We start from the raw sequence: 26,062 nt of genomic DNA on the forward strand, positions 1-26,062 counted from the left end.
CACAGAAAGGGTAGCCGGGCGCAGCGATGACCAGTTGAATATATTATCCCTTTACAAAGTCACTTTTAATGCGCTCTAACTGCTTTAAGTGATGCTCCAGGTGTATGCGTGTAAATTTAAACCATTGCGCGGCGTTTAGCATTCCCAGGCAGGGGTGCAGCCAGCGTGTGTTTTTATTGGCATTGGCAATAAGGCCTGTAACGCCGTCTATCCGTTTGCGGATTTTAATGATGAGGTTTTTAGCTTCTTCTATATTGATCCGGGCAGGTGTAAGTTTATCAGCCATGTTATCCGGTACTTTTGATTTACCCGGCGGAAAAATGCCGGTTAGCATAACATAGCAACCCCAAAAGTTCATGCCCTTTTTTGTTGGCGGGCAGTTGTTGTTCGTACAGCGCTCCAGGGCGATGGTAGCGCCCATGCTGGCTTTCAGGATATGGTCGTACACCTCGGCATAGCTCCAGCCACCCATGGGTGGGGTTTGGGTAAAGCGCTCGTTGGTAAACCCATCCAGCAAATTGCGGTAGGTATCTAATGCGGCATCAATTGCACGGCGCTCTTTGGCGATATTTATAGTAATAAAGTTAACTCTTTTAAATGAGTAACCTGTATGGCAACATCGGCAGGTTTTTCGAGATTGGCGGGGTTAAAGTAAATGGCATCCATACCCACATCCATAGCGCCGCGTATGTCGGCTTCGATGCTGTCACCAATCATTAAGCTTTCTTCAATAGTCGCGCCGGCCAGTTCAAGGGCATGATTAAATATGGCAGGGTCGGGTTTATTTACGCCAACCACTTCGGATATAATAATGTTTTGAAAATAAGGTGCAAGGTTGGTGCCGGCAACCTTCATTTCGGTAGCCTCTTTAAACCCATTTGATATTAAATGCAGGGTGTAGTTGCTTTGCAGGTAGGCCAATGTTTCGTGCGCGTGCGGAAACAGGTTGGTTTTGGTTGGGCCGAGATTTACGTAGGCATCTTCAAAGTCGGAAGGCATCAAACCGGGTTCAACGCCAAGTTCAATAAATGTTGACTTAAAACGCTCCTCGCGAAGCTGCGCTTTGGTTATCCTGCCCAAATGATATTCCGCCCAAAGGCGGTGATTGTGACGGGTATAGGTTTCTATGAACAGGTCGGCAGAGTGCAGGCCAATATCCTTTAGCTTATAAGTGCCGTAAAGTTCGTGCAGGGTTTCCTCGGCATTCTTGTCAAAATCCCAAATGGTATGGTCAAGGTCGAAGAAAATATGACGGTACTTTTTTTCGGATTGCGGATGTGGGATTTCGGAATTATTCATCAACTCAAAATTACACTAACAAATCCGAAATAGAAATTCCGGGATCTCAAATCTGAGCTACACTTTTTCCCCAAATGCCAGGTCGCCCGCGTCACCAAGTCCGGGTACAATGTAAGCCTTGCTGGTCATCTCATCATCTACTGCGCAGGTCCAGATCTGTGCTTTCGGCAGGTTGGCGCGCACATGGGCAATGCCCTCGGTACTGGATATTACGGCGGCAATATGCAAGGCTTTTAGGTTATACTGGGCGATGATCTCTTTACAAACCAGCGCGATACTTTGCCCGGTTGCCAGCATGGTATCGCACATAATTAAAGTCTTGCCCTCGAGGTTAGGGGCCGAGATCTGGTCGATCTGGATGGTAAATGCCCCGCTTTTTTTAACTTTTCGGCAGGCGGTTACAAAGGCAGCATCGGCACGGTCAAAAAAATTAAGGAAACCCTGGTGAAAGGGTAAACCCGCGCGCAGTATGGTAGCTATAACAGGCTGCTCTGTATTTAGGTTGATATTAGCGGTACCCAGCGGCGTTTCAACCTCGGTGACCTCATAGTTCAATGTTTTGCTTATCTCGTAAGCCAGTATCTCGCCAAGCCGCTCCTGGTTTTTACGGAAACGGTATTTATCCTGCTGGATGTTTACATCGCGCATTTCGGCCAAAAACTGGTTGGCAATGCTATTGGTTTTATTCAGAACAAAAGTATGAGTGGGCATGGCTAAATATAAAGTTTTTTTGCCTCACCCCAAACCCTCTCGAAAAGAGAGGAGCTTTCAAAAGCCTCTCCAAAGGAGAGGACTTAGGAGAGGCTTTTGAAATAACTGCACTTACGCAATCATTCTGCAAATAAAATGGTTGTATGAAAAAGATGCTGACATAGGGCTGTCATCAACATATAATTTATTTGTAACAGGTTTGGTTGCGTACTGACTAAAAAGCTTAGCAATCTTGACAGCCTAATCACAAATGTCTAATTACAAATCACTATTTTTGAGTAATGGATTTTAAGATAACTTCTCAATACGTACCCACCGGCGACCAGCCGGGCGCCATTAAGCAACTGGTTGAAGGTGTAAATAGCGGCGACCCATTTCAAACCCTGTTAGGGGTAACCGGGTCTGGTAAAACTTTTACTATTGCCAACGTAATTGAGCAAACCCAAAAGCCTACACTTATACTGAGCCACAATAAAACTTTAGCGGCACAGTTGTATGGCGAGTTTAAGCAGTTCTTCCCTGACAACGCGGTGAATTATTTTGTGTCCTACTACGATTATTATCAGCCCGAAGCTTTCATCCCCTCATCAAACACCTATATTGAAAAGGACCTGCAAATAAACGAGGAGATTGAAAAACTGCGCTTACGTACTACCTCTGCACTCATGAGCGGCCGCAGGGATGTGATAGTGGTATCGTCTATATCTTGTATTTATGGTATGGGTAACCCCGAGGATTTCGCCAATTCGGTCTTTAAATTCGCGGTCGGTACACGTATTAGCCGTAATGCCTTTTTGCACCGGTTAGTTGAAATTTTATATGCGCGCACTACTGCCGACTTTAAACGGGGAACATTTAGAGTTAAAGGCGATACGGTGGATATTTTCCCGGCTTATATGGATTACGCTTACCGTATCAGCTTTTTTGGAGATGATATTGAGGAGTTAAGCACGTTTGACATCACTACCGGCAAAACCATCGAAAAAATGACCCATATGGTGGTTTATCCCGCCAACTTGTATGTGGCCCCGCGCGAACGCTTTCAGCAATCTGTATGGGCTATACAGGAGGAATTAGAGACCCGTAAAAAGCAGTTTATTGATGACGGTAGATTTATAGAGGCAAAACGACTTGAGGAAAGGGTTAATTACGATTTGGAGATGATACGCGAGTTGGGGTATTGTAGTGGTATTGAAAATTATTCGCGCTTTTTTGATGGCCGTGCGCCGGGGATGCGCCCCTTCTGTTTGTTGGATTATTTCCCGGATGATTACCTGATGGTGATTGACGAGAGCCACGTAACCGTTCCGCAGATTCGTGCTATGTATGGTGGCGACAGGTCGAGAAAGATATCGTTGGTTGATTATGGTTTCCGTTTGCCCGCGGCAATGGATAACAGGCCGCTAAATTTTCAGGAGTTTGAACGCCTTGCCCCGCAAACCATTTATGTAAGCGCCACGCCAGCCGATTTTGAACTGGAAAAATCCGGCGGGGTAGTAGTGGAGCAAGTAATACGCCCTACCGGCCTGCTGGATCCGATCATTGAAATTCGCCCGGTGATAAACCAGGTGGATGACCTGCTTGACGAGGTAGATAAAACTATTAAGATGGGCGACCGCGTATTGGTAACCACCCTAACCAAACGCATGGCCGAAGAACTGGCTAAATATATGGATAGGCTGGGCATCAAATGCCGTTACATCCACTCAGAAGTAAAGACCCTGCAACGTGTAGAAATTTTACGTGGCCTTCGCCTTGGTGAATTTGATGTGTTAATTGGTATCAACTTACTGCGCGAGGGCTTGGATTTACCTGAAGTATCGCTTGTGGCTATTTTAGATGCCGATAAGGAAGGGTTTCTACGGTCGGAGCGGTCGCTGATCCAAACTATTGGTCGTGCTGCGCGTAATGACCGGGGCCGGGTTATCATGTATGCCGATACTATAACCGAATCGATGCAGATAACGATGGAAGAAACCAGCCGCCGCCGCGAATTGCAGATAAAATACAACGAGGAGCATGGCATTGTGCCGCGCACGGTTGGAAAATCAAAAGAAGAGATCATGGAGCAGACCTCCGTTGTTGACTTTAAAGGAGGGGTACAACAGGCCTACGTGGAAACTGATACGCTGACCCTTGCTGCCGACCCGATAGTGCAGTACATGACCAAAGCCGACCTAAAAAAATCTATCGAAAACACACGCAAGGATATGGTTGCGGCTGCTAAGAATATGGACTTCCTGTTAGCCGCCAAACTACGCGACGAAATGTTCGCGTTAGAAAAAACAATGGAAGAGAAGTTTTCCTAATAAACCGGCTATCGTTTCGAATAATAGTAAGAAATCTTGATAGATGAGCAAAGTACGTTATGTCTAACAAGATTTTCCCCGTACATCGTTTTAAATGACAAATCGCAAGTGGTAAACTATCCATCCAATTCTTACGTTATATACTTATATTTGTAAGCTAATTTAAAACCAGATGGGCTTAATACGTTTTTTAATCATAACCATTTGTTCGTTATATATCATACGCAGCCTTGTGCGTATATTTTTGCCTATGCTTTTTGGCAGCATCATTAACAAAGCGCAGGAACAGGCACGCCAGCAACAAAACTACCAGCAGCAGCCAAGGCCCGATGGCCGTGTGCGTGTAGACTATAAACCGGAAACTAAGAGTTCTGTACCGGATAATGAGGGAGAATTTGTAGATTACGAAGAAATTAAATAATCAATGCTACCCGAAGGGCTATACAAACGCAGGCGCAACCATAATAATACCCCGCCAACCGTGCTGTTAATACTCACCAATTGTATTGTACTGGCGGTTTTAATACAACTTTTTACAGGTTGCAATACCATCAATAACTTTTTTTGGGTGGCTATTGCCGGCCTTGCCTTATACAACGTTTACAACATACGCCGCAACCGCGAGGAATTTAACAAGCTTAATGTAATTGTTTACGTTGTAAGCATTTTGATTATGATATTCTTGTTCTACTACTTTAGCAACCAACCCCACAATTGCTAAGTAAATATCTTATAAAAACTTATCGTTTCTAATCTCATTCAATTTTCTATTTTTGAAAATTATAATTATTATCCCTAAAAGAGTTTAAATGAACAACTGGATCAAGCGGAATAGTGGGCATCTTATTGTCGCTGCAATATTTTTCGTAATTACTTTTGCCTATTTCTTTAACCCTTTAATGCAGGGAAAGGTAATGTACCAGGGCGATGTTTTGCAGGCCAAGGCCATGCAAAAAGAGATAATGGATGTCAAAGCCGCCACCGGTACCGCGCCATTATGGACAAACCAAATGTTTGGCGGTATGCCAAGCTATCAAATTTGGGCCAAGTACGGTAAAAATGTTACCACTTATGTTGTTGATGCCCTGAATATAGTGTTCCCTAACCCTGTAAATATTATTTTGCTTTATCTTTTTGGCGCATACTTTTTATTTGTTACGTTAAAATTAAACAATTGGCTTGCTGCTGCAGGCGCTGTGGCTTTCGCGTTCTCGTCATACAACTTTATTTATATTGAGGCCGGGCACTCTAACCAGGCTTACGCGATTGCATTTTTTGCTCCTATATTGGCAAGTATTATTCTTACGCTTAGGGGTAAATACTTTACCGGTGGGGCCTTGCTGGCATTTTTCCTGGCTATGGAAATTCGTGCCAACCACGTGCAAATGACCTTCTACCTGCTATTAGCTATCGCCATTTTAATAGGTATAGAGCTTTACCACGCCATTAAAGAAAAACAAACAGCACCTTTCTTTAAGTCTATAGCTTATTTATCTGTTGCTACCATACTGGCGGTAATTGTAAATGCCGGTTCATTATGGACAACGTACGAATACAGTAAATATACCATCCGTGGCCCCGGCAACCTAAAAAGTGAAACAGGTGCTGCAAATACCGGCCTCGACAGAGAATATGCCTACAACTGGAGCCAGGGTGTAAGCGAGGTGTTTACCTTCTTTATTCCTAACGCTTACGGCGGTGCAAGCAGCGGGCCTGTATCTGACGACTCAAAGGTTGTTAAAGTATTAACCGAAAACCGGGTTGATGAAGGCCAGGCCAGGCAGTTTGCAAGCCAGTTACCTATTTACTGGGGTAACAAACCGGGTACCTCCGGCCCATGGTATTTTGGCGCCATTGTATTTTTCCTATTTGTGTTAGGGTTACTTATAGTTAAGAACCGGATAAAATGGTGGCTGTTATCGGCAGTGCTATTAAGCGTATTTTTATCATTTGGTAAAAACCTGCCTTTCCTGTCAGATCTGTTCTTTAACTACTTCCCGCTTTATAATAAGTTCCGGGCGGTAGAGTCTACATTGGTTATCGCGTCGATATGTTTTCCTATACTTGGTTTCCTGGCATTGAACGAAGTATTTGTTAACCGCGATAAACCTTACATATTTAAAAATGTAAAACTCGCATTTTATATTACAGGTGGTTTAACATTATTGATGATAGCTGTACCGGGATTATTCCTGAGCTTCAAATCAAGCGAACATCAAACTTTGGTTAGTGGCCTCACCCAGGCATTCCAGGGGAATACTCAAATGGCCAATCAGGTTGCCGGTGCTTTGGTTGAAGACCGCCAGGCTTTAGAACGTGCTGATGCGATCCGTACGTTCATCTTCATTGCTTTAGCTTTTGGCTTGCTTTACGTTGTTATTAAACAAAAAATAAGCTTAACATTTGCTGCGCTTGCTTTTATGGCTATAGTTTTGGTTGATATGTGGAGTGTTGACAAGCGTTACCTAAAGGATGAGACATTTGTTGATAAAGAAGCTTACGCACAAGCTTATACCCCGCGTGATATAGATGAATTTATTATGCGCGATAAAGACCCTAACTTTAGGGTTATGGATCTTACCCTTGGCGATCCATTCCGCGATTCGCGTTCATCATATTTCTATAAAACAGTAGGTGGTTTCCACTCGGCCAGGTTAAGGCGTTTTGATGAGGTAATACAGAACCAGTTCACCAAAAGTATCAACCAGGATGTATTGGATATGCTAAATGCCAAATACATCATCACTGCCGACCCTAAAACAGGCAGCCCAAGCATGCATGCCAACTCTACTGCTTGCGGCAATGCGTGGTTTGTAAAAAGCATCAAATATGTAAAAGATGCCGACCAGGAGATGCAGGCGATCAGCAGTTTCTCGCCTAAAGACGAGGCGATGATAGATGAGAAATACAAAAAACTGGTCGAAGATAAACCTTTGGGGGCTGCTGCAAATGGCACTATTCAGTTAACCAGCTATAAGCCGGATCATCTTATATACCAAACCGGGTCAACATCAAACCAGGTTGCAGTATTCTCTGAAATATATTACGATAAGGGTTGGACGATGTACATAGATGGTAAAGAACAACCCTATTACCGTGCCGATTACCTTTTACGTGCGGCAAGCATACCGGTAGGTAACCACAAAGTTGAATTTATTTTCCACCCAACTTCATATTATGTCGGAGAGAATATCTCATTAGTGGGTTCGATACTATTAATACTTGCCCTTGCGGGTGCCGTTTACGTAGAACGCAAAAACAAACAACCTGAGTTTGCGAAAGCCTAACTTAAGATCAGGTAGTTATATGAGAAGAGCGATAGGTTAACCTGTCGCTCTTTTTTGTTTAAATTAAAATATGTCATGGCAAGCGATAGCCACCTCGCCATTTTCAATATGTATCGAAGAGTTTAATCATTCGTCCTTCGGTTCCTTAACCAATACCAGCCAAGATTAAAAGCAATAACCGCATGGTTAAGCACGGTAGGTATAAACCCATAATGGCGCTTCATTATATCAAAACGCTCCAAAAGGCTTTGTTTGTGTTTAGCCTTCGACATGCCGCCCACGAGGTATTTTGCTACATAGCCATCTACCTTTACGATCTTTTTAGCTTTTTTTGCCGCGCGGATGATCCAGTCTATGTCGGCACTAAGCTGGTATTTGGGGTCGTACGGTTCTGTAAGTGCACGCCTGATATAAATAGCTTGGTGACTAATGCTCATTCCGTAGTTAAATCCCCGCCATGTAAATTCTTTAGGGGCTTTGTGCCTGCGTTGGCCAAGGCTTTCGCGCCCGTCATTCACCATTTCCGTTTCCCCGTAATAAATGTCGGCATCAGAGGCGGTGGCAAATACGTTGGCTACAGTATCGGTTGCGTAAAACTCATCGCCCGAGTTCATGAAAATCACATAATCGCCGGTTGCAAGGGCAAGGCCTTTATTCATGGCATCGTAAATGCCTTTGTCTTTTTCACTGATAAGTTTGGCAATGCGGGTCTCATAGCGTTTTATAATTTCAAGCGTGCCATCGTTGGATGCGCCATCCACCACAATATATTCTATAGCCTCGTAAGTTTGATCGAGTACCGAAAGCATGGTACGCTCAATATCCCGCACGTTATTATAAACGATTGTAATTACTGACAGGACGGGTTTCATAAAATGGATTTGTATAGATCGATATATTGCCCGGCAACCTTCTCGTTATTGAACATGCGTTTCACTTTGTCGCGCGCCGCCGCAGCATATACCTCGCGGTTAGCGGCACTTAATACATCATTTAAGCCGGCAGCAAGGTCAATTGCCGATTTAAATTCGGCCATATAACCGTTCACCTGGTGGTCTATCAGGTCGGGGATGCCGCCGGTATTAAATGCAACCACAGGTGTACTGCAGCTCATCGCTTCCATGATCATGTTAGGCAGGTTATCTTCAATAGCAGGCGATACAAAAACATCGGCCATGCTATAGATCTCGGCCAGGTCTGAAGGAGAAGTGATGGTATTCAATTGTTTTACCGCGAAAGGCAATGTGCTGGTATCAAAGTGTTTATTTTTGCCGAATATTACCACCTCCACTTCAGTAGAGGTGTATTGGGTTTTTAAGATATGTAAAGCATCCACCAAAAAGCTGATGCCTTTGCGCCTGTCGTTAATGTTAGCCGCGCCAAACAAAAGAATTTTGGCAGATGGGTTAACATTCCATTTGGCCCTTGCCTTGGCTTTATCCTTGCGCGAAAACAGTTCAATATCAATAGGGTTGGGTATTGCCTGTATCATAAAGCCCTTAAGCAAGGTGCTCTTCATAGCTACTTCGCCCAGCCAGTGGCTGCAAGTTACTATGGATAAGTTTTTGGCAATGCTCAGCGCGTCTTTCTTTCTGAGCCAGCCGTCATGAGACAAGTCATTATCCTCAGGATCGCGCAGGAAATAACAATTACCGCACTGGTTTTTAAAATGGTTGCAAGGGCCCGCGTAATGGCAACCGCCTGAAAAGGCCCACATATCGTGTAGTGTCCATACAACGGGTTTGTTTAAGGCGATAAGTTTCTTAACGTCTTTTACTGACAGAAAGCCGGAGTTGGTCCAGTGGAGGTGAATGATGTCGGCCTCCTTAATAACTTTATTTTGGCTAATATCGGTACCTGCATTAGCGGTGGAAAATGCGAACCTTACTTGTTTGTCGCGCTCCTGAAAAAGCATAAAAGGAATACGCTCCAGCAAGAAGTTAAGCTTAGAACGTAGTTTGCCAAATAGGTTTCTTTCGATGGTATAAACGGTATCTTCCGCGCGTTTTTTATGCTGAACCACCATGGTTACATCTACCTGCTGTAGCTGTAGGGCTTTTAACAAGCGCATACAGGCCTCGGCAGCGCCGCCGCCAGAATCTGATGTATTGATGAGTGCAACCTTCATTTATCGGGGCAAGTATAATGATACTAAAATTAAAAATTTTACTTTTGAATACTTCATTCCAATCAAAATGAAGTTTAACAGCAAAACAGCCCCGTAAACATGAACTTTATAGCCTATTTATTCCAGGATTGGAGCGCCAACCGTGGCAATATAAAGGGGCAGTTAGTATTGTTTTTGTTTCGCTCGGTGCAGTTGGCGAACCGACACACTCTTTTAAAAATACTTTTTTGCTGGCACCTGGTGCTTTACCAATTAATTGTAGAATGGCATTTAGGTATCGAACTGCCGAGAAAAACAACTGCCGGGAAGGGCCTTATTATTTATCACGGGCAGGCATTGGTAGTAAACCAGGGTGTTATTATGGGTGAGGGGTGTGTACTACGTAACAGCGTTACTATAGGCCATAAAAAATATGCGGATGGAACCTTTAGCAGGTGCCCGCGTTTAGGTAATAATGTGGATGTGGGTGCCAACGTATGCATCATTGGTGATGTTACCATAGGTAATAATGTAGTAATTGGGGCGGGTGCCGTGGTGATAAGAGATATACCTGATAACAGCGTGGCAGTGGGTAACCCCGCCCGCATTTTGGAGAAAAAAACTTAAACGGTAACCCGTATTGAAAATATTTAATGGAGAATAATTTAACCGACCGTTCCTTCTGGAAGTCGTTTTGGGAATCGCGCAAGGGGCTGATATTTAAACTTAAGCCCAATTATGTTTTTGGCGATATTTTAGGCAAGCTGATCGCTGAAAAAGGAATTAAAAACGCCATAGAACTTGGTGGTTTCCCGGGGTATTACTCCATCTATCTCAAAAAATATCAGGAATTAAAAACGACCCTTTTAGATTACTTTATACATCCCGAACTGGTTAATAAGCTGCTTGCAGCCAATGATCTTACACCCGGCGATATAGATATTGTGGAGGCCGATCTGTTTACCTACCAGCCGATTCAAAAGTTTGATATGGTGCTTTCCTTTGGGTTGATAGAGCATTTTAATGATACCAAATTTATTATTAATGAACATCTTAAGTTTTTGAAACCCGGCGGTACGCTATTCATCACCTTGCCCAATTTTAAAAGTGTTAACGGATGGGTGCAGAAGAATTTTGATAAAGAAAACTACGACAAGCATAACATCAACAGCATGGACCTCGACCTGCTGCGGGATAGCTGTAAAGCACTCGGGTTAAAAGATGTTGAAGCCTACTATCACGGTAAATTCACCGTATGGCTGGAGAATAAATCAGAACAAAAAAGTTTGTCTAAAGCCATCGTAAAAGCTATCTGGGTGGCAGGTAAAGCTTTTACCAAGATCATCCCTATCGAAAGCAAAGCGTTATCGCCATACATTGTGGTTAAGGCGACGATGTAGCTAATTCAAAAATCCACAACAAAAAAGCCCCGCATTTCTGCAGGGCTTTGTATATAATTTAAATATTCAATTACACTACGTAGTTCCAGCCGTTAGTGTCTTCGGTGCGGCCGTATTTGATATCGTCGAGGGTGGATAATACACGTTTTGAAAACTCGCGGGTTGCTGGCTCGCTTAGGAAATATTCTTCACCTTCAAAGCTTATTGATGCAACCGAAGCAATGGTAGCGGCGGTGCCTGCACCAAAGGCGTCAGTCAGTTTGCCGTTTTTAGCTCCTTCTATCAACTCGGCAACAGATACCTTGCGCTCTTCAACCGGGATGCCCCAGCTTTTAGCTAAAGCTATAACTGTATCGCGGGTCACGCCATCCAATATGGTGTCTTTAGCTTCGGCGGTAATTAGCTTACCATCTAACAGGAACATCGCGTTAGCGGCACCCATTTCTTCGATATATTTATGCTCTTTTGCGTCGGTCCAGATCAGTTGGTCAAAGCCTTCTTCGGTTGCTTTGCGCGCAGGCAACATAGATGAACCGTAGTTACCGGCAGCTTTAGCGTAACCCATACCGCCTTCGGCAGCGCGGGTGTAATGCGTTTCTATTTTAACCCTAAGCGGTTTTGAGAAGTACGGGCCAACCGGGCCAACAATAACCATGTATTTATATGTAGCCGATGGCGTTACACCAAGGTATGGGTCGGTAGCGAACATGAACGGACGGATATACAAAGCATGGTTAGCTTTCGCAGGGATCCAGTCGCGGTCAATATCAACCAAAGCGGCTATGGTTTGTACAAAAAGTTCTTCGGGCAGGGTTGGCATGCAAAGGCGCTCAGCCGATTTGTTGAAACGAATAGCATTCTTGTCAGGGCGGAAGATGGAAACCTTGCCATCGGCATGTTTGTATGCTTTAATGCCTTCAAAAAACGACTGGCCATAATGCAGAGAAGAAATTGCCGGGCTCATTAAAATTGGGCCATAAGGCAAGATCTCAAAATTTTTCCATTCGCCGTCGATGTAATCGGCAGAGAACATATGGTCAGAGAAAACCTTGCCGAATGGCAGGGTGTCAAAATCCGTCTCAGCCAAGCGTGAGTGAGCGGTTTTAGTTATTTTTATGTCCAGCGTGTCGGTCATGATAGTAGATAAATAATTCAGAAAGTGGCAAGTTAAAAATTTTTGAGCGATTTTTTACTTTTTGGACTGTGTGAACGCTATATTACAGCAATTTAACAAAGCCCCTAAAATGCAAGAGTACAAATATACTGCCGAAGGCAACGCCAAACTGAAAAAAGCCTGGATGTACAGCATGATCTTCTCCTACATAGGCATCGTTTCGATCTTCGCGTTTAATCTGCTTTACCGCGGAGGAGATACGCGGGATATTATTATTTTTTCAGTAATTGTGGCAGCCATGATTATGGGGTTTGTTTACGGGCGCAAAAAATATTTTAAAGGGGTTGATGCCACTAAATTAATTATTGATGATAAAAAAATAACGCTGCATACTCTTAACCAGCCGGATGTAACCATTAACCTGGACGCGATCATGAAGGTGACCCACCGCAACAGCCATCTTTTCCTGGTAAACCGCAACCCCAAGAACCGATCGATGCTGATCATCAATAAATTTGAAGGCTTTTATGAGATAGAAAGATTGGTGAATGATGCGGTTGCCACCAATAATTTGCAACCGACTATTGTATGATCACCTTTTTATAAAGCTGACAAGAAAAGCCATTAATGCGGCTATTAGAATAAAGATGAGTACAAAACCAGCCATATCCCAATAAAACTTTTTTGACTTGGTGGAGAACATCGCGAAAGCCATCGTTATTAGCAGATAAGGTAAAAAAACTATAAGTGCAAAATAGTATAACGTAAGGCCAATGACCTCCGCATCGCCATTGTGAGTAAAATCGTGGTATGCGATGTAACCCATCCAGCACCAAAGGAGAAAATAAATAACGCAAAAAGTAATAGCGATAGGATGTTTCTTGTAAGGTGTAAAAATCGCTTTACCAGCCATCTTTATAATTCGCTAACCACTTTTTCCACCCAGGCCTTGCCCCAGTTCTCCAATTCATCTATGCTCCATAAGGATGGATAAAAGATGCGGCGCTGAAAGCGTGGGGGCAGGTACTTTTGCCAGTTGGTACCGCCGGTCGCTTTTATTTCTTCGGGCTCGCGGTGCAGGTAGCGCACGGCAGATTTGTAATGACTTAGCGGCCAGTTCACATTTACGTTTACATCCAGCTGCCTTAGCTGTTCTTCCAACGCTTTGGTGCTTTGCCCGTTATATTTAAACTGCTGCAGCAGCGCATTAAAGTTTTTATTGCCCACCTGCTTGCCAAGTTCTATAAATGTTTTGGCGTACTTTTTCTCGAACTGGTTTAAGGTCAATGTTTTTTTACCGGTAGATAATTCGGTGGCGCCATACTTCCAGTAGATTTGCTCAAACTGTTCTTCAACCGGCGCACCCGCTAATTGCTGACGATGATCCGGTGCTACAAGGTTTATAAAATCGGTGGCATAGATCTCTATCATGCGGTATTGCCCGCTTTGGAAACCGCTGGCAGGCAGTAAACTCATCCTGAATTGCAGGAACTGCTCCTTCTCCATACCATCCACCATAATCTCGAACGAATTTGTCAAAGCCTCAAAATAACGGTTGATGCGTTTGATACGTGCGGTAAAAAAGTCGGCCGTAAGGTTCTCATGTTCCGCTATCTGCCTGCATTCATGCAGGCTAAGTTTAAAGTATAGCTCGGTGATCTGGTGGTACATGATAAAGATCTCTTCATCCGGGAAGGGTGTTTTGGGACTTTGCAGGCTCAAAAGCGTATCCAGGTGAATGTAATCCCAATAGGTTAAAAAGTCGGCATGCAGCAGGCCATCCAGGTAGGATGTCATATCCTGGCCCATGGCGTTGTATTTTTCCTGCAACAGCGTTAGTCTTTTTTCTATTTCGGGAGAGATGCTCATAGGGTCCAAAGATAATAGTCTTAAGTCAGAAGTTGAAAGTCGTTTGACCTTCAAATAATTCCGAAATTATAATACATTTGTGTTATACAAAGGCAATGGTGTTCTGCCTACTTGAACCGCTGCAAAGCTGATGACGCCTACCCCAAATATTTGTTTATTTGCACGTAGGCTATGTTTAAAAATTTCCTCGCGTTTGTAAAGTATCTCCTCCGCTGGGTAGTTATTATTGTTCTGGTTGCTGTGGCAATTGGCAGTATGGTGGCTTTTTTCCTGTGGCTGTTAACCCAGGCTATCCATTTTCGTTTTGCGCATACCTGGCTTTTATACCTTCTACCTGCTGCGGGTGTGGTTATTCACTTACTCTATAAATGGTACGGACAAAGTGCCGAAAGGGGAAACAACCTCATTATTGATGAGATACACCAACCCGGTGCAGGAGTGCCTAAGCGCATGGCTCCATTAATTTTAATAACTACAGTTATTACACACCTGTTTGGCGGTTCGGCAGGGCGAGAGGGTACAGCCGTGCAAATTGGCGGCAGCCTGGCCAACCTGTTTGCCGCTTGGTTTAAGCTTAATGATGCCGATAAAAAGATAGTCCTCACCGCGGGAGTAGCAGCAGGCTTTGGCGCGGTGTTTGGCACGCCATTAACAGGAACCGTCTTTGCGCTGGAGGTTATTGCCATTGGCAGCATCCCGTACAGGTGTTTTTTCGCCTGCCTCATAGCGGGCTATATAGGTGATATTATCGTATCGCTTTGGGGTATTCATCATACGCTATATCATGTGAATATTGTAAATACCGGGCAAACCTTATATGGCATCCAGCTGCCGGTTAGCTTGTGGCTTTTAGGTAAAGTAATAATGGCATCAGCCCTTTTTGGGCTGGTAAGTTATGCCTTTGCACAGGCGGTGCATACGGTTAAAAATATCTTGCTTAAACTAATAAAAACTACCTGGGTAATACCGGTAGCGGGAGGTTTGGCTATCATCGCTCTCACTTATATTTTGGGCAAGCCCGATTACCTGAGCCTTGGTGTTGATGCCGAATATCCAGGCGCGGTAACTATTGTATCGGCGTTTCAGCACGGTGGGGCAGATGCTCTGAGCTGGCTTTGGAAACTGATCTATACTGCTATCACGTTAGGTACCGGGTTTAAAGGGGGCGAAGTTACGCCGCTGTTTTATATTGGTGCTACGCTAGGTAACACACTTGCCGACTTGATGAATGCACCTGCAGGCTTGTTTGCCGCGCTTGGTTTTATAGCCGTATTTGCGGGTGCTACCAACACCCCGGTGGCCTGCACCCTAATGGGGATAGAGTTGTTTGGCGGCCATTATGCCATCTTTTTCGCCATAGCATGTTTTACCGCTTATTTTTTTAGCGGCGATGGCGGTATTTATACGGCGCAGAAAACGGCCCTGGCTAAAACAGACCTTGCGAAAAGTAAGTATGTAAAACGAATGTTTGGTAAATACAGGCTTTAAGCATTTGCATCTTTCATAAAACATATTGGTATTTGATTGTTTAGTAAGAGTAACCCCAAGCCCTTACAAACATGAAGATTAGCAAGATACTTATCGGGATAGATGACAGTAAATTTGCAGAATACGCGGCATCTTACGGTTTTGATATAGCCCATACATTTAACGCGCACGTTGGCCTGGTGCATATTGTGGAACCTGCCGTAATTGCGGATACTTCAACAGACCCGATCATAGGCTCAACCACGCCTAATTACGATGAGATGAATATATTAAGCATCCAGAAAGACCAGGCAGATAACATTATTGAGCGTACCATTGAAAGATATGCGAAGGGATTAGAGGTAACCCACTTTAATGAGTATGGCTCAACGGCCGACGGCATACTTAGTTGCAGCAAAGAATTTAAAGCTGATTTGATAGTGATTGGCACCCACAGCAGAAGTGGTATAGACCGACTGCTGATGGGCAGCGTTGCCGAAAGCGTAGTGCGTAGCTCGCAGGTGCCGGTGTTGGTGGTGCCGCTGATAGAGACTGGAGAATAGAGTTTAAAGATTAGTTACTGGTGTGAAATGCCTAATCTCTGATTACAAGTCTCTAATCTCTAATACAACAGCCTGAATTTTATTGTTTGTTCAATAGCCTTCAATTCGTTTAGTACTTCGGTACCGTAACCTGTATTAACATCTGTTATTACGTAACCTATTTGCGGGTTGGTTACCAAAAACTCGCCAACTATGTTGATGTTGTGGTTAGCAAAAACTTCGTTTATTTGTGCCAGTATACCAGGTACATTCTTGTGTATATGAATTAACCTGTGGGCGTTATTAATGCGGGGCGGCTGCAGATCGGGGAAGTTGCAGCTCATGTGGGTTTTGCCCTCGTTCATAAAAGCAATTACCCTGCGGGGGATAAAATCGGTATTGCGGGGGTTGGCCTTCGGGTCGTCGAATACGATGATACCCTTTTCGCACGCGGCCTCGGCAAGTTTACGGTTCACCCGGCCAAAGCAGCCAATTACTTTTAAGCGGCCGGCATTTTCCAATTGCTCTGGCTTAGGCAAGTTTGCCTCGGTACAAAATAAAACGCCCGCTTCATCCAGGTACTTTTCTTCGAGGCTGTCGCGATGGCGAAAGTTGTATCCTTCGCGTTTCATTTGTGTTAAAGCCTCTTCGTCAATATCGCCAATAACTAAACATTTAATGCGGTTTTTAGGGTATGATATGGCCCTTGGCAGTTTGTTGATGTATAAGAACTCGTCGAAACTTGGTGTAACGTGGTCGGCTTTCTCGGCAACAGACTTACGTTCGATGTTCTCTGTATATGCAAAAAACTTTTTGATCATACCCGATTCCTTCAGTTGGAAGTCGGAGTAGCCATCCCCAATGCCAAAAATTTCTCCCGGCAGGTTCAGTTCTTTTAAAAGTTTAACCTTGCCGCCCTCCTGCGATAGTGGGTTCTCGCGGTCGTAACCTATGATGTTGCCTTCCTCATCAAATACAAAGGTATTGGCGTATATATTTTCTTTTTTGATGTGATACTCGGTAACAACAGGGATAATAAACTCTTTAAACCCGCCCGATACGATAAGCACCGTATCCTGGTGGTTTTTAAAAAATATGGTGTTACGCGAGAATGAGGTTGATACCTTTTTCTTTAAATGGGTTATCAGCATTTTTAAATGATCGCGGTTGGCACAAAGCAGTTTTACGCGTTGTTCCAGGCTCTCGGTAAACGATAGGCGGCCCTCCATTGAAGCATTGGTAAGGTCCTCTATCTTTTTATAGATGGCTTCACGCTCCGGGTGATTTTTTAAAGATATACGGGCTAACTCGTCTAAGGCTTCTACCTGTGTAAAGGTGCTATCGAAATCTATTATGAAATACTGCTCCATTGGGGTGTAAGATGCTGAGCTGCAAATGTGCAAAAAATGATTGAGGCAACCATCAGAAAATCATCCACATCATCGCCTTCATTTTCAACAGCAGCATATCTTCAATAAAACAAAAAGAGGGGCCGCACCCCCCGTGCAGCACCCTCTTTAAAACTAAATAAAAAGAAGCCTTTATTTGGTTGTGGTTGCGGCCATGGCCAGTTTATTGGTTTGCACCAGGTTATTTATCATTTTAGAGTTAAAGGCAATTTCTTGTTTAATAGCGCCAAGGTTGCTTTTGATGTACATTAATGATTTTAGGCCCTTAATGCCTTTCATTAAGCCCGCGCTTTTAATTTCGCCCGGCAAAGTAATCAGGTCTTTTGATGATTTTAACAAGCTCGACCCCATTGCAAGGCAAAGTTTAGAGAAACCAACAAGTTGGTCTGGCGATAGCGGTTTTACCTCGGTGGCGGGTAGCCCGTCAAGCGTTTGGCCGGTTACGCTGGCATACATTTGCGGTAGCAAAGCGCGGTTCTCTTTTAATTGGGTCATCATGGTGGTAACCAGGTTTGATAACGCGTCAAGGCCAGCAATCCCGACATCTTTCTGGGGTTTAAGGTTATCGGCTTTTGCCAACACCTTTTGGAACTCTTCAGACTTTAGCATCGCAACCAATTCGGCGCGTTGGGCCTTTAACTCGTCGATGGTTAACACTTTCGTGTCTTTAATTTCTGCGGGGTTTTCGGTCAATGTTTCGTCCTGTGCTTTTGCAGCGAAGCATAGGGTTAATGCAAATACTGCGCTTAGTAATAACTTTTTCATAATGTTTTAGTGTTTAGTTTGTGTTTGTAAAGTTCATTCAATCAAGCTTTTGCGGCAATGCCGTTGTGCTGGTATATTAAAATGCGTACTAACACGCATATCATTATTGCATGTTGAAACACACACAGATAATTGCACGGCCTTCGCAAGTTTTAAAAACCGTTGCCTTATTTAGTAGTTATACTAAACAGCATTAAATCATACGTTTATGAGGTCTATCTGGAAAGGTTCGTTAGGGTTTGGGTTGGTAAGCATCCCAATTAAACTGTATTCGGCAGTGCAAACAAGCAGCATTGATCTGGATATGCTGGATGCGCGCGATCATGAGCGCATTCGCTATCAGCGCGTGAACGAGAAAACCCACAAAGAGGTACCGTACGATAAAATTGTAAAAGGTTATAAAGTTAACGACGACGATTACGTAATTGTAGAAGAGGCCGACTTTGAGGCCGCCGCGCCCGAAAAAAGCAAGGTGGTTGAAATAGAGAGTTTTGTAGATATAGCCGATGTTAGCCCAATGTTTTATGAAACATCATACTATACCGAACCCGATACCAAAAATAACAAAGCCTATGCGCTGCTATTGCAGGCGCTTAAAAAATCGGGTAAAGCCGGGCTTGCGCGTTTTGTACTGCGCAGTACCGAAAGCCTTTGCATTGTACACCCTGTAGACAATGTGCTGGTGATAACCCGCATCCGCTTTGGGCAGCAGATACGCAGTACCGAAGATTTAAATATTGCAGATAATGTTACCGTAAGCAAAAAGGAGCTTGATGTTGGCCTGGCCCTTATTAATCAATACGCCGAAGATTTTGATGTATCCAAATTTAAAGATGAGTACAACGACGAATTGCTAAAGATCATTAAAGCTAAAGCCAAAGGCAAACGCCCAACTATTAAGAAGCTTAAACCGCGTACAACTAAAAGTGATGACCTGTACGAACAATTGATGAGTAGCTTAAAAACTAAGAAAGGCGCTTAGGTAATTGTAATTAATAAATTATCTTATAAATAAAACTTAAAGCGCTGGTTCGTGTTGTAGTTGTAAACAAATTAAACATCTATTATTATGGCAACAACAACCAAAGCAGCTCCGGCCAAGAAGGCACCGGCTGCAAAAACCAAAACCGCAAAAGCGCCGGAGACAACCGAAATAGTTGAAGAATCGGCCTTGAATGAATTATTTATCGACGAATTAAAAGATATTTACTGGGCCGAAAAGCACCTTACCAAAGCTTTGGCCAAATTGGCTAAAAAAACCACTACGGATGAATTGCGCAGTGCGATTGAAACCCACATCGAACAAACCGAAAACCAGATAACCCGTTTAGATTCTGTTTTTGAATCGATAGGTGAAAAGGCTGTAGCAAAAAAATGTGAGGCGATGGCCGGCTTGATCAAAGAGTCTGAAGAGATAGTTGAAAGTACCGAAGATGGCAGCATTACCCGCGATGCCGGTATCATCTCTGCCTGCCAAAAGGTAGAACATTACGAAATTGCTTCATACGGTACCCTTAAAACCCTTGCTGGTGTTTTAGGTTATACCGAAGCTGTAGAGTTGCTTGATGCTACATTGCAGGAAGAAAAACAAACAGACGAATTGCTTACCCAGGTAGCCGAAGGTGCTATCAACCAATCTGCCAAAGGCGAAAAAGCATAATAACATAAGCTAACTAAACTGAAGAGGGCTGCCTGTATGGGCGGCCTTTTGTATTTCGCTTACATATCCCGAACTTGCTTATTGGCTTTGTTTATTTATCTTTATAGAGGTTTAACTATTAAATTTTAACGTTTGAAAAAATATTTACTCGTACTCTTTCCGGTTGTTATTTTATGCTTTAACGCTTGTAAAAAGGATGCTGTTGATTATACCGGTTACACCCCTTCTGATAATTTTAACAGCAACCCTACCGTTAACAATCCTAATAGCAGCGCTAACGATAGTTATTTACCTACTACTACAGGTAGCTCATGGACTTATCAAAGCGATGTTACAGGCCTTACCGAGAGTGCAGAAGCGCATATAACTGGCGTAATTACTCCACTTAACGGACAAAATTATTACGAATTAAAAAGCAGTACTGCAGGGAAGGAAGATGTGGTCCAATACTATTATGTAAAAGATAAAAAGTATAAGATAATAGCCACAACCGTGCAGGAAAAAGTTACAGTGGAGTTTTTCATATTGGACGATAACCTTCCGGTTGGCGGCGAGTGGACAGCCCGGATGTCTCCAAATGGTTTGGTGAATGATGTACCGGCCCGCACCAAAAATAAAATAATAGAAACAGGCATTACCAAAACTGTGCTTGGTAAAACATACAAAAACGTTATCCATACCCACACCATAGTACAATATGATTTTGGTTTGGGAGATGGCTTCCAGGATTTTGGCGACTATGATTATTATCTGGCCAAAGGGGTTGGCTTAATTCAAACCGATGCCAACTTGTTAGGATTTAAGAGCACCTCTTACTTAACTAAGTATACCATTAAATAGGTACTGATTAAAGATGTTTTTTATAATTTATTTAATTTAAAATTAAACGTGGCATGGTGGTTGCATTGGTAGTACCAAACAAAATATAATAACTACCATGGAAACTACATTTGAAAAATCAGTTGAAGTATTAAACGACCTAATAGAAATTAATAACGACCGTATAGATGGTTTTGACCGCGCATCAAAAGATTTAGGTGAAGGCGATGCCGACCTTAAAGCGATTTTTGACCAGTTTGCAAGCGACAGTCGCCGTAACGTACAGGAGCTTAGCGCAGCAGTTGGCCAGGCAGGCGGCGAGGTTGAAACAGGTAACACTGCTACCGGTACCATTCACCGCGCATGGTTAGATGTAAAAGCTACCTTTAGCGGGCACGACCGTAAAAGCATTTTAGAAGAGTGTGAGCGCGGCGAGGATGCAATTAAGAAAGCATACCGCGATGCCTTATCAGAAGATAATGGCTTATCGCCACAATTTGCAACCCTTATTGCGCAACAACAACAGTTGATCAACGAAGGTCACGATAAGATCAAAGCCCTACGCGACGCGCAGGTATAAGCTATACGCATAAATAAAATTAAAGCCGCCGGAGGTTATCCGGCGGCTTTTTTATTGCGGGCAACCTTAAAAATCATTTTTAAAATCCCGCGTAAGCATTTAATCGTATATTTGTAATCATTATAAATAATACGTCTACAATAATTTTACACCCGTGATTATATTAATTTTCTTTCTTGGGCACTGGTTCCTGTCGCTGTTCTTTCAAACGTTCTTTTTACACAGGTACGCGTCTCACAAAATGTTTACTACCCATAAGTTTTTTGAGCGCACATTTCACGTAATGACCTACGTTTTCCAAGGCTCATCATACTTAAATCCGCGTGCTTACGCCATTATGCACCGTGAGCACCATGCTTACAGCGATACTGAGAAAGATCCGCATTCACCACACTTTTTTAAAGATGTGTTCCAGATGATGTACTATACGGCCATTAGCTATCGTAAGCATGAGAAAAAGGTTAAAGAACCTGAAGAGCGCTTTAAAGGTAACTACCCGGAGTGGAAGTTTTTAGATTACATAGGGTCATCATATGTATCACGCATTATATTCGGCTTGCTTTACATTGCTTTCTATATAGAATTTGCTACACAATGGTGGATGTTTTTACTAATACCCATACACATTATCATGGGCCCTTTACACGGCGCTATTGTAAACTGGTGTGGGCATAAATACGGCTATTCTAATTTCGATAATAACGATAAATCCAAAAACACTACGCCTTTCGATTTTTTAATGCTGGGCGAGTTGTTCCAGAACAACCACCACAAGCGGCCTAACAACGCAAACTTTGGCGCCAAATGGTTCGAGATCGACCCTGTTTACCCCATCATGAAATTGATGCACTGGGCCAGGATAATCAGGCTGAGGAAAGCTTATTTATAAAAAGGTAAAAGCTTAAAGGTAAAAGGCGAAAGGTGATAAACTTTTCGCCTTTTTGTTTACCGCAGATCTCACTTGCCTCTACCAGCGAAGTTCAGTCGGGTGAGTAAACTTCGCTATGCCGCTCTTTTGTCCTTTCACCTCAATAACCCTATCTTTGCGCTTCGTAAAAATTTATAAATGAAAGTATCAGTATTAGCGCAAAATTTAAGCGGGTCCGAGATCATCAAGATAGCGGGTGAAATTAACGAGTTAAAAAAACAAGGACAAAATATTGCCAACCTAACCATTGGCGATTTCGATTCGAACATTTATCCTATCCCAACCGAGCTTAAAGACGGTATTATTGATGCTTACAACCACAACCAAACCAACTATCCTCCGGCGGATGGGATGCTAAACCTGCGCGAAAGTGTATCTGCTTTCCTAAAAAACAGGATGGGTTTGGAGTATGGTGCAAACCAGATCCTGATCTCGGGCGGTTCACGCCCTTTAATATATTCTACTTACCTGGCATTAGTTGACCCGGGTGACAAGGTTGTTTTCCCTACACCATCGTGGAACAATAACCACTATTGCGACTTAACAGGCGCCGAAGCTGTTTTGGTAGAAACACGCCCCGAGAATAATTTTATGCCTACAGCAGATGAGATTGCCCCGCATTTAAAAGGCGCAACCATGCTGGCATTATGCTCGCCACTTAACCCCACCGGTACCATGTTTGGTAAAAAAGACCTGGAAGAGATTTGCGACCTCGTAATAGCCGAAAACCAAAGCCGCGGTGCTGATGAGAAACCATTGTACTTATTGTACGATCAGATCTACTCGCAGCTAACTTTTGGCGAATACAAACACTACGACCCGGTAACCCTTCGCCCGGAGTTGAAGGATTACACCATATTTATTGATGGTGGGTCAAAATGCTTTGCTGCTACTGGCGTGCGTGTAGGCTGGGGCTTTGGCCCAACAGAAATTGTTAGCAATATGAAAGCCATTGTTGGCCATATGGGGGCATGGTCGCCAAAGGCCGAGCAGGTTGCCATGGCCGAGTATCTGGTGAATGAAACTTACGTAAATACTTACCTCAATAAGTTAAAAAGCGATATCCAAACCAGCCTGAGCACCTTGCACGAGGGTTTCCAGAATTTAAAAGCCGATGGATTTTCTGTTGATTCTATTGAGCCGATGGGGGCCATTTATCTAACCATCAAAATAGATTACACCGGCAAAGCTACTCCCGACGGGCATGTATTGAAAAACAGTGCAGATGTAAACTTTTATCTGATAAAAGAAGCTAAGGTGGCCTTCGTGCCATTCTCGGCTTTTGGTACGGGCGAAGAAGTTACCTGGTTCAGGGCATCGGTAGGGGCAAGCACTTTAGAAGATATACAGCAAATGATCCCACGCATCCGCGAAGCACTAAGCAAATTGAAATAGAAAAATTGTAGAGACGCGAGATATCGCGTCTCTTTTTATTATACGGCGAAACTCATTGTCGTTTTTTGCATTTATATATTATGGCCTACGGAACCCTTTTTTTAATACCTGTACCACTTGCAGATGAGGCCGCGGCCCAATCCTTTACGCCGTATTTGGTTGATACTATTAACACCGTAAAGGAATATATTGTAGAGAACGAAAAAACCGCTCGCCGCTTTTTAAAATTGGCCGGTTTAAAAACCCCGCAAAGCGAATTGCTGATCCACGATTATGGTAAGCATAACCGGGACGCCGGGCTCAAAGAGTTTTTTAAAGGATTGGTAACCGGTAATGATGTGGGCCTGATGAGCGAGGCAGGATGCCCCGGCATAGCCGACCCCGGCGCTGATATAGTTGCCGAAGCACACCGCAAAGGCATTAAGGTTGTGCCGTTGGTTGGCCCAAGTTCTATTTTGCTGGCGCTGATGGCATCCGGATTTAATGGGCAAAGCTTTACATTTCACGGCTACCTGCCCATAGATAAAATGGAACGCAGCAAACGCATAAAAGAACTGGAAAACCTTGCCGGGCGTAATAAGCAAACGCAGATGTTCATCGAAACCCCGTTCCGTAATGACAGTATGCTGCAGGAAATTTTAAAAACCTGCAAGTCTGAAACACGCCTTTGTATAGCCTGCGATATTACCGCGCCTACAGAATTTATTAAAACCATGCCTATAAGCGAATGGCAAAAACAGGTACCAGATCTGCGTAAGCGCCCGGCTATATTTTTGTTATTCCATGCGTAAATGAAATGATAAGCCTGCCGCAACATACCAGTGTGCTCATTGTAGGTGCAGGCCCCTCCGGCCTGATGATGGCCGCGCAATTACTGCGAAATGGTGTGCAGCCCATTATTATTGATGTAAAGCAAGGGCCAACCAATCAATCAAAAGCATTAGTTGTGCAGGCGCGGTCATTAGAAATTTATAGGCAAATGGGCCTTGTTAACGAGGTGCTTAAAGCTGGTACCCAGGTAGCCGGCGCTTCTTTTTACCAGGATGGCAAGCCGCGGGCATCGTTATCTTTAACGGGTATTGGCGATGGGCAAACGGCGTATCCGTATCTGGAGCTTTTTCAGCAAAGCAAAAACGAGCGTCTCCTGCTTGATTACCTTACAAAAGCCTGCTGCCCGGTTTATTGGGACACTACCATTATCAGTCTGCAGCAACATACCAACCAGGTATTGGTAACTCTAAAAAACGGCGAAAATGAATATAAGTTAACCTGCGATTGGGTTATAGGCGCCGATGGCGCCCGCAGCACTATTCGTAAACAATTGGGGATCTCTTTTAACGGAGAAACCTACCAGCATAATTTTTATCTGGCCGATGTTAAGCTGGATAATAAAAATCTGGAAAAAAGCTATGTTCAGCTCTTTTTTGCCAAAGACGGCTTCGCGGGTTTTTTCCCGATGCCCGAAGAAGGATATTTCCGCATTGTTGGTAATATACAACCTCAAATGGAAGGGAAAGGAGAGCTGTTGCTTGAAAATGTTTTGCCATATATCAATAATATCACTTCCCGAACCTTGCAGGTAAGTAATTTAAACTGGTTTACTACTTACAGGTTGCACCATCGTATGGCAGGTGCATTTAGGGAGCAGCGCTGTTTTTTAATTGGGGATGCTGCGCATATTCATTCGCCGGTTGGGGGGCAGGGGATGAACACTGGCCTGCAGGATGCCTACAACCTCGCATGGAAGTTAGCAGGTGTAATAAACAAGCAAATAAAACCCGATATTCTAAACAGTTATGCAATAGAGCGTATGCCTGTTGCTAAGGAGCTGCTAAAAACTACCGACAGGGCCTTTAGCATCATCATGTCTGGTAACTGGTTTGTCAACTTATTTAAGAGCTGGCTACTGCCAAAGTTATTGAACAGGGCATGGCGTAGCGAAAGATCCAAGGCAGTTTTTTTTGAACGGATTTCACAAACGGGCATAAATTACCGCGATAGCAAACTTAATTTGCAGCTTAGCCGCGATACTAAAATAAAGGCCGGCGACCGCCTTCCATACCTCAAAATTTTCGACGAGAAGAGAAAGACCGAAACCGATATACACGCATGGTGCAGCAAGCCAGGCTTCACGCTAATTACCCTTGGTGAGATAAAGGAAGATTACCTGTTTACCCTCGCCAAATGGATAACACAAGATTATAAGGGCAGCATTAATTTTTTCCATTTGCCGCCATCAAATACCAACTGGCATGTATTCGAGGCTTTTGAGGTAAAGCCCGGAATGCGCAAGGCCCTGCTTATACGCCCCGATATGCACATAGGGTATATGAATGACTTGGTAGATATTGAAATGATGAACAACTACCTGCATAATGTAGTAGGATTTATATAATAAGCA

Annotated in this window: 27 protein-coding genes and 1 riboswitch; of the genes, 17 read left to right on the plus strand and 10 right to left on the minus strand. The window is 43.6% G+C overall.

Features of this window, described 5'->3' with window-relative positions; translation table 11 throughout:
* Positions 1-43 precede the first annotated feature (43 nt).
* The 3 genes from ACFQZI_RS13510 to upp are packed head-to-tail and all read right to left on the minus strand — an operon-like array spanning position 44 to position 2,010.
* Positions 44-580: a DinB family protein gene (locus tag ACFQZI_RS13510; RefSeq protein ID WP_377143710.1), complete on the minus strand. Its 537-nt coding sequence runs from the start codon at positions 578-580 to the stop codon at positions 44-46.
* Positions 571-1,299, minus strand: a complete 729-nt coding sequence (locus ACFQZI_RS13515) for a YjjG family noncanonical pyrimidine nucleotidase (protein WP_377143268.1) — start codon at positions 1,297-1,299, stop codon at positions 571-573. The genes ACFQZI_RS13510 and ACFQZI_RS13515 overlap by 10 nt, the downstream gene beginning before the upstream one ends.
* Before the next feature lie 57 nt (positions 1,300-1,356).
* Positions 1,357-2,010 (minus strand): uracil phosphoribosyltransferase, encoded by a 654-nt coding sequence (gene upp, locus ACFQZI_RS13520; protein WP_377143270.1) that lies wholly within the window; start codon positions 2,008-2,010, stop codon positions 1,357-1,359.
* A 281-nt stretch (positions 2,011-2,291) separates the two neighbouring features.
* On the opposite strand from upp, the gene uvrB reads away from it, so the two are divergent.
* The 4 genes from uvrB to ACFQZI_RS13540 all read left to right on the plus strand — a co-directional run bounded on the left by uvrB (position 2,292) and on the right by ACFQZI_RS13540 (position 7,606).
* The gene (gene uvrB / locus ACFQZI_RS13525; protein ID WP_377143271.1) at positions 2,292-4,319 is read left to right on the plus strand and encodes an excinuclease ABC subunit UvrB; all 2,028 of its coding nucleotides are present in this window, start codon (positions 2,292-2,294) and stop codon (positions 4,317-4,319) included.
* A gap of 172 nt (positions 4,320-4,491) precedes the next feature.
* Positions 4,492-4,740 carry a DUF4834 family protein gene (locus ACFQZI_RS13530; RefSeq protein ID WP_377143273.1) on the plus strand — a complete coding sequence of 83 codons (249 nt, stop codon included), beginning with the start codon at positions 4,492-4,494 and terminating at the stop codon, positions 4,738-4,740.
* A 3-nt stretch (positions 4,741-4,743) separates the two neighbouring features.
* Positions 4,744-5,040 (plus strand): hypothetical protein, encoded by a 297-nt coding sequence (locus ACFQZI_RS13535; RefSeq protein WP_377143275.1) that lies wholly within the window; start codon positions 4,744-4,746, stop codon positions 5,038-5,040.
* 88 nt (positions 5,041-5,128) lie between these two features.
* Complete coding sequence (locus ACFQZI_RS13540) at positions 5,129-7,606, plus strand: YfhO family protein (RefSeq protein WP_377143277.1); 2,478 nt, start codon at positions 5,129-5,131, stop codon at positions 7,604-7,606.
* Positions 7,607-7,728: 122 nt separating this feature from the next.
* Here ACFQZI_RS13540 and ACFQZI_RS13545 read toward each other — a convergent pair whose 3' ends face one another.
* Positions 7,729-8,478, minus strand: coding sequence for a glycosyltransferase family 2 protein (locus ACFQZI_RS13545; protein ID WP_377143279.1), 750 nt, complete (start codon positions 8,476-8,478; stop codon positions 7,729-7,731).
* The gene (locus ACFQZI_RS13550) at positions 8,475-9,734 is read right to left on the minus strand and encodes a glycosyltransferase (protein ID WP_377143281.1); all 1,260 of its coding nucleotides are present in this window, start codon (positions 9,732-9,734) and stop codon (positions 8,475-8,477) included. Before ACFQZI_RS13550 ends, ACFQZI_RS13545 begins: the two co-directional genes overlap by 4 nt.
* Before the next feature lie 99 nt (positions 9,735-9,833).
* Between ACFQZI_RS13550 and ACFQZI_RS13555 the strand changes: the two genes are divergently transcribed.
* Together ACFQZI_RS13555 and ACFQZI_RS13560 are read left to right on the plus strand one after the other, a co-directional pair.
* Complete coding sequence (locus tag ACFQZI_RS13555) at positions 9,834-10,340, plus strand: serine acetyltransferase (protein WP_377143282.1); 507 nt, start codon at positions 9,834-9,836, stop codon at positions 10,338-10,340.
* Between the two features lie 26 nt (positions 10,341-10,366).
* Positions 10,367-11,113, plus strand: a complete 747-nt coding sequence (locus ACFQZI_RS13560) for a class I SAM-dependent methyltransferase (protein ID WP_377143284.1) — start codon at positions 10,367-10,369, stop codon at positions 11,111-11,113.
* 70 nt (positions 11,114-11,183) lie between these two features.
* Here the strand turns inward: ACFQZI_RS13560 and ACFQZI_RS13565 are convergent, their stop codons facing one another.
* The gene (locus ACFQZI_RS13565; RefSeq protein WP_377143286.1) at positions 11,184-12,248 is read right to left on the minus strand and encodes a branched-chain amino acid aminotransferase; all 1,065 of its coding nucleotides are present in this window, start codon (positions 12,246-12,248) and stop codon (positions 11,184-11,186) included.
* Positions 12,249-12,357: 109 nt separating this feature from the next.
* On the opposite strand from ACFQZI_RS13565, the gene ACFQZI_RS13570 reads away from it, so the two are divergent.
* Positions 12,358-12,819, plus strand: a complete 462-nt coding sequence (locus tag ACFQZI_RS13570; RefSeq protein ID WP_377143288.1) for a hypothetical protein — start codon at positions 12,358-12,360, stop codon at positions 12,817-12,819.
* Here the strand turns inward: ACFQZI_RS13570 and ACFQZI_RS13575 are convergent, their stop codons facing one another.
* Together ACFQZI_RS13575 and ACFQZI_RS13580 are read right to left on the minus strand one after the other, a co-directional pair.
* Positions 12,820-13,140 carry a hypothetical protein gene (locus ACFQZI_RS13575; RefSeq protein ID WP_377143290.1) on the minus strand — a complete coding sequence of 107 codons (321 nt, stop codon included), beginning with the start codon at positions 13,138-13,140 and terminating at the stop codon, positions 12,820-12,822.
* A 2-nt stretch (positions 13,141-13,142) separates the two neighbouring features.
* A complete protein-coding gene (locus tag ACFQZI_RS13580; RefSeq protein ID WP_377143292.1) occupies positions 13,143-14,096 on the minus strand; it encodes a tryptophan 2,3-dioxygenase family protein in 954 nt (317 codons plus the stop codon).
* 82 nt (positions 14,097-14,178) lie between these two features.
* Positions 14,179-14,243, plus strand: a riboswitch (Fluoride riboswitch).
* Between the two features lie 24 nt (positions 14,244-14,267).
* On the opposite strand from ACFQZI_RS13580, the gene ACFQZI_RS13585 reads away from it, so the two are divergent.
* Both ACFQZI_RS13585 and ACFQZI_RS13590 read left to right on the plus strand, forming a co-directional pair.
* A complete protein-coding gene (locus ACFQZI_RS13585; protein WP_377143294.1) occupies positions 14,268-15,584 on the plus strand; it encodes a voltage-gated chloride channel family protein in 1,317 nt (438 codons plus the stop codon).
* 71 nt (positions 15,585-15,655) lie between these two features.
* Positions 15,656-16,126, plus strand: a complete 471-nt coding sequence (locus ACFQZI_RS13590) for a universal stress protein (protein ID WP_377143295.1) — start codon at positions 15,656-15,658, stop codon at positions 16,124-16,126.
* A 59-nt stretch (positions 16,127-16,185) separates the two neighbouring features.
* Here the strand turns inward: ACFQZI_RS13590 and ACFQZI_RS13595 are convergent, their stop codons facing one another.
* Both ACFQZI_RS13595 and ACFQZI_RS13600 read right to left on the minus strand, forming a co-directional pair.
* Positions 16,186-17,475, minus strand: a complete 1,290-nt coding sequence (locus ACFQZI_RS13595; protein ID WP_377143297.1) for an HAD-IB family phosphatase — start codon at positions 17,473-17,475, stop codon at positions 16,186-16,188.
* A 171-nt stretch (positions 17,476-17,646) separates the two neighbouring features.
* Positions 17,647-18,279, minus strand: coding sequence for a hypothetical protein (locus tag ACFQZI_RS13600; protein ID WP_377143299.1), 633 nt, complete (start codon positions 18,277-18,279; stop codon positions 17,647-17,649).
* A gap of 208 nt (positions 18,280-18,487) precedes the next feature.
* On the opposite strand from ACFQZI_RS13600, the gene ku reads away from it, so the two are divergent.
* From ku to ACFQZI_RS13640, 8 genes are all read left to right on the plus strand, one after another.
* Positions 18,488-19,261: a non-homologous end joining protein Ku gene (gene ku / locus ACFQZI_RS13605; protein WP_377143301.1), complete on the plus strand. Its 774-nt coding sequence runs from the start codon at positions 18,488-18,490 to the stop codon at positions 19,259-19,261.
* Positions 19,262-19,348: 87 nt separating this feature from the next.
* Positions 19,349-19,939 (plus strand): YciE/YciF ferroxidase family protein, encoded by a 591-nt coding sequence (locus ACFQZI_RS13610; protein ID WP_377143303.1) that lies wholly within the window; start codon positions 19,349-19,351, stop codon positions 19,937-19,939.
* A 132-nt stretch (positions 19,940-20,071) separates the two neighbouring features.
* Positions 20,072-20,779, plus strand: coding sequence for a hypothetical protein (locus ACFQZI_RS13615; protein ID WP_377143305.1), 708 nt, complete (start codon positions 20,072-20,074; stop codon positions 20,777-20,779).
* Between the two features lie 97 nt (positions 20,780-20,876).
* A complete protein-coding gene (locus ACFQZI_RS13620) occupies positions 20,877-21,338 on the plus strand; it encodes a ferritin-like domain-containing protein (RefSeq protein ID WP_377143306.1) in 462 nt (153 codons plus the stop codon).
* A 154-nt stretch (positions 21,339-21,492) separates the two neighbouring features.
* Positions 21,493-22,227, plus strand: a complete 735-nt coding sequence (locus ACFQZI_RS13625) for an acyl-CoA desaturase (RefSeq protein WP_377143308.1) — start codon at positions 21,493-21,495, stop codon at positions 22,225-22,227.
* A 177-nt stretch (positions 22,228-22,404) separates the two neighbouring features.
* Positions 22,405-23,661, plus strand: coding sequence for a pyridoxal phosphate-dependent aminotransferase (locus ACFQZI_RS13630; RefSeq protein ID WP_377143310.1), 1,257 nt, complete (start codon positions 22,405-22,407; stop codon positions 23,659-23,661).
* Between the two features lie 80 nt (positions 23,662-23,741).
* Positions 23,742-24,452, plus strand: coding sequence for an SAM-dependent methyltransferase (locus tag ACFQZI_RS13635; protein ID WP_377143312.1), 711 nt, complete (start codon positions 23,742-23,744; stop codon positions 24,450-24,452).
* Between the two features lie 5 nt (positions 24,453-24,457).
* Positions 24,458-26,056 (plus strand): FAD-dependent oxidoreductase, encoded by a 1,599-nt coding sequence (locus tag ACFQZI_RS13640; protein ID WP_377143313.1) that lies wholly within the window; start codon positions 24,458-24,460, stop codon positions 26,054-26,056.
* Positions 26,057-26,062: the final 6 nt, after the last annotated feature.

Origin of the sequence: Mucilaginibacter lutimaris (assembly GCF_042676625.1) — a bacterium.
GTDB classification, from domain to species: domain Bacteria; phylum Bacteroidota; class Bacteroidia; order Sphingobacteriales; family Sphingobacteriaceae; genus Mucilaginibacter; species Mucilaginibacter lutimaris.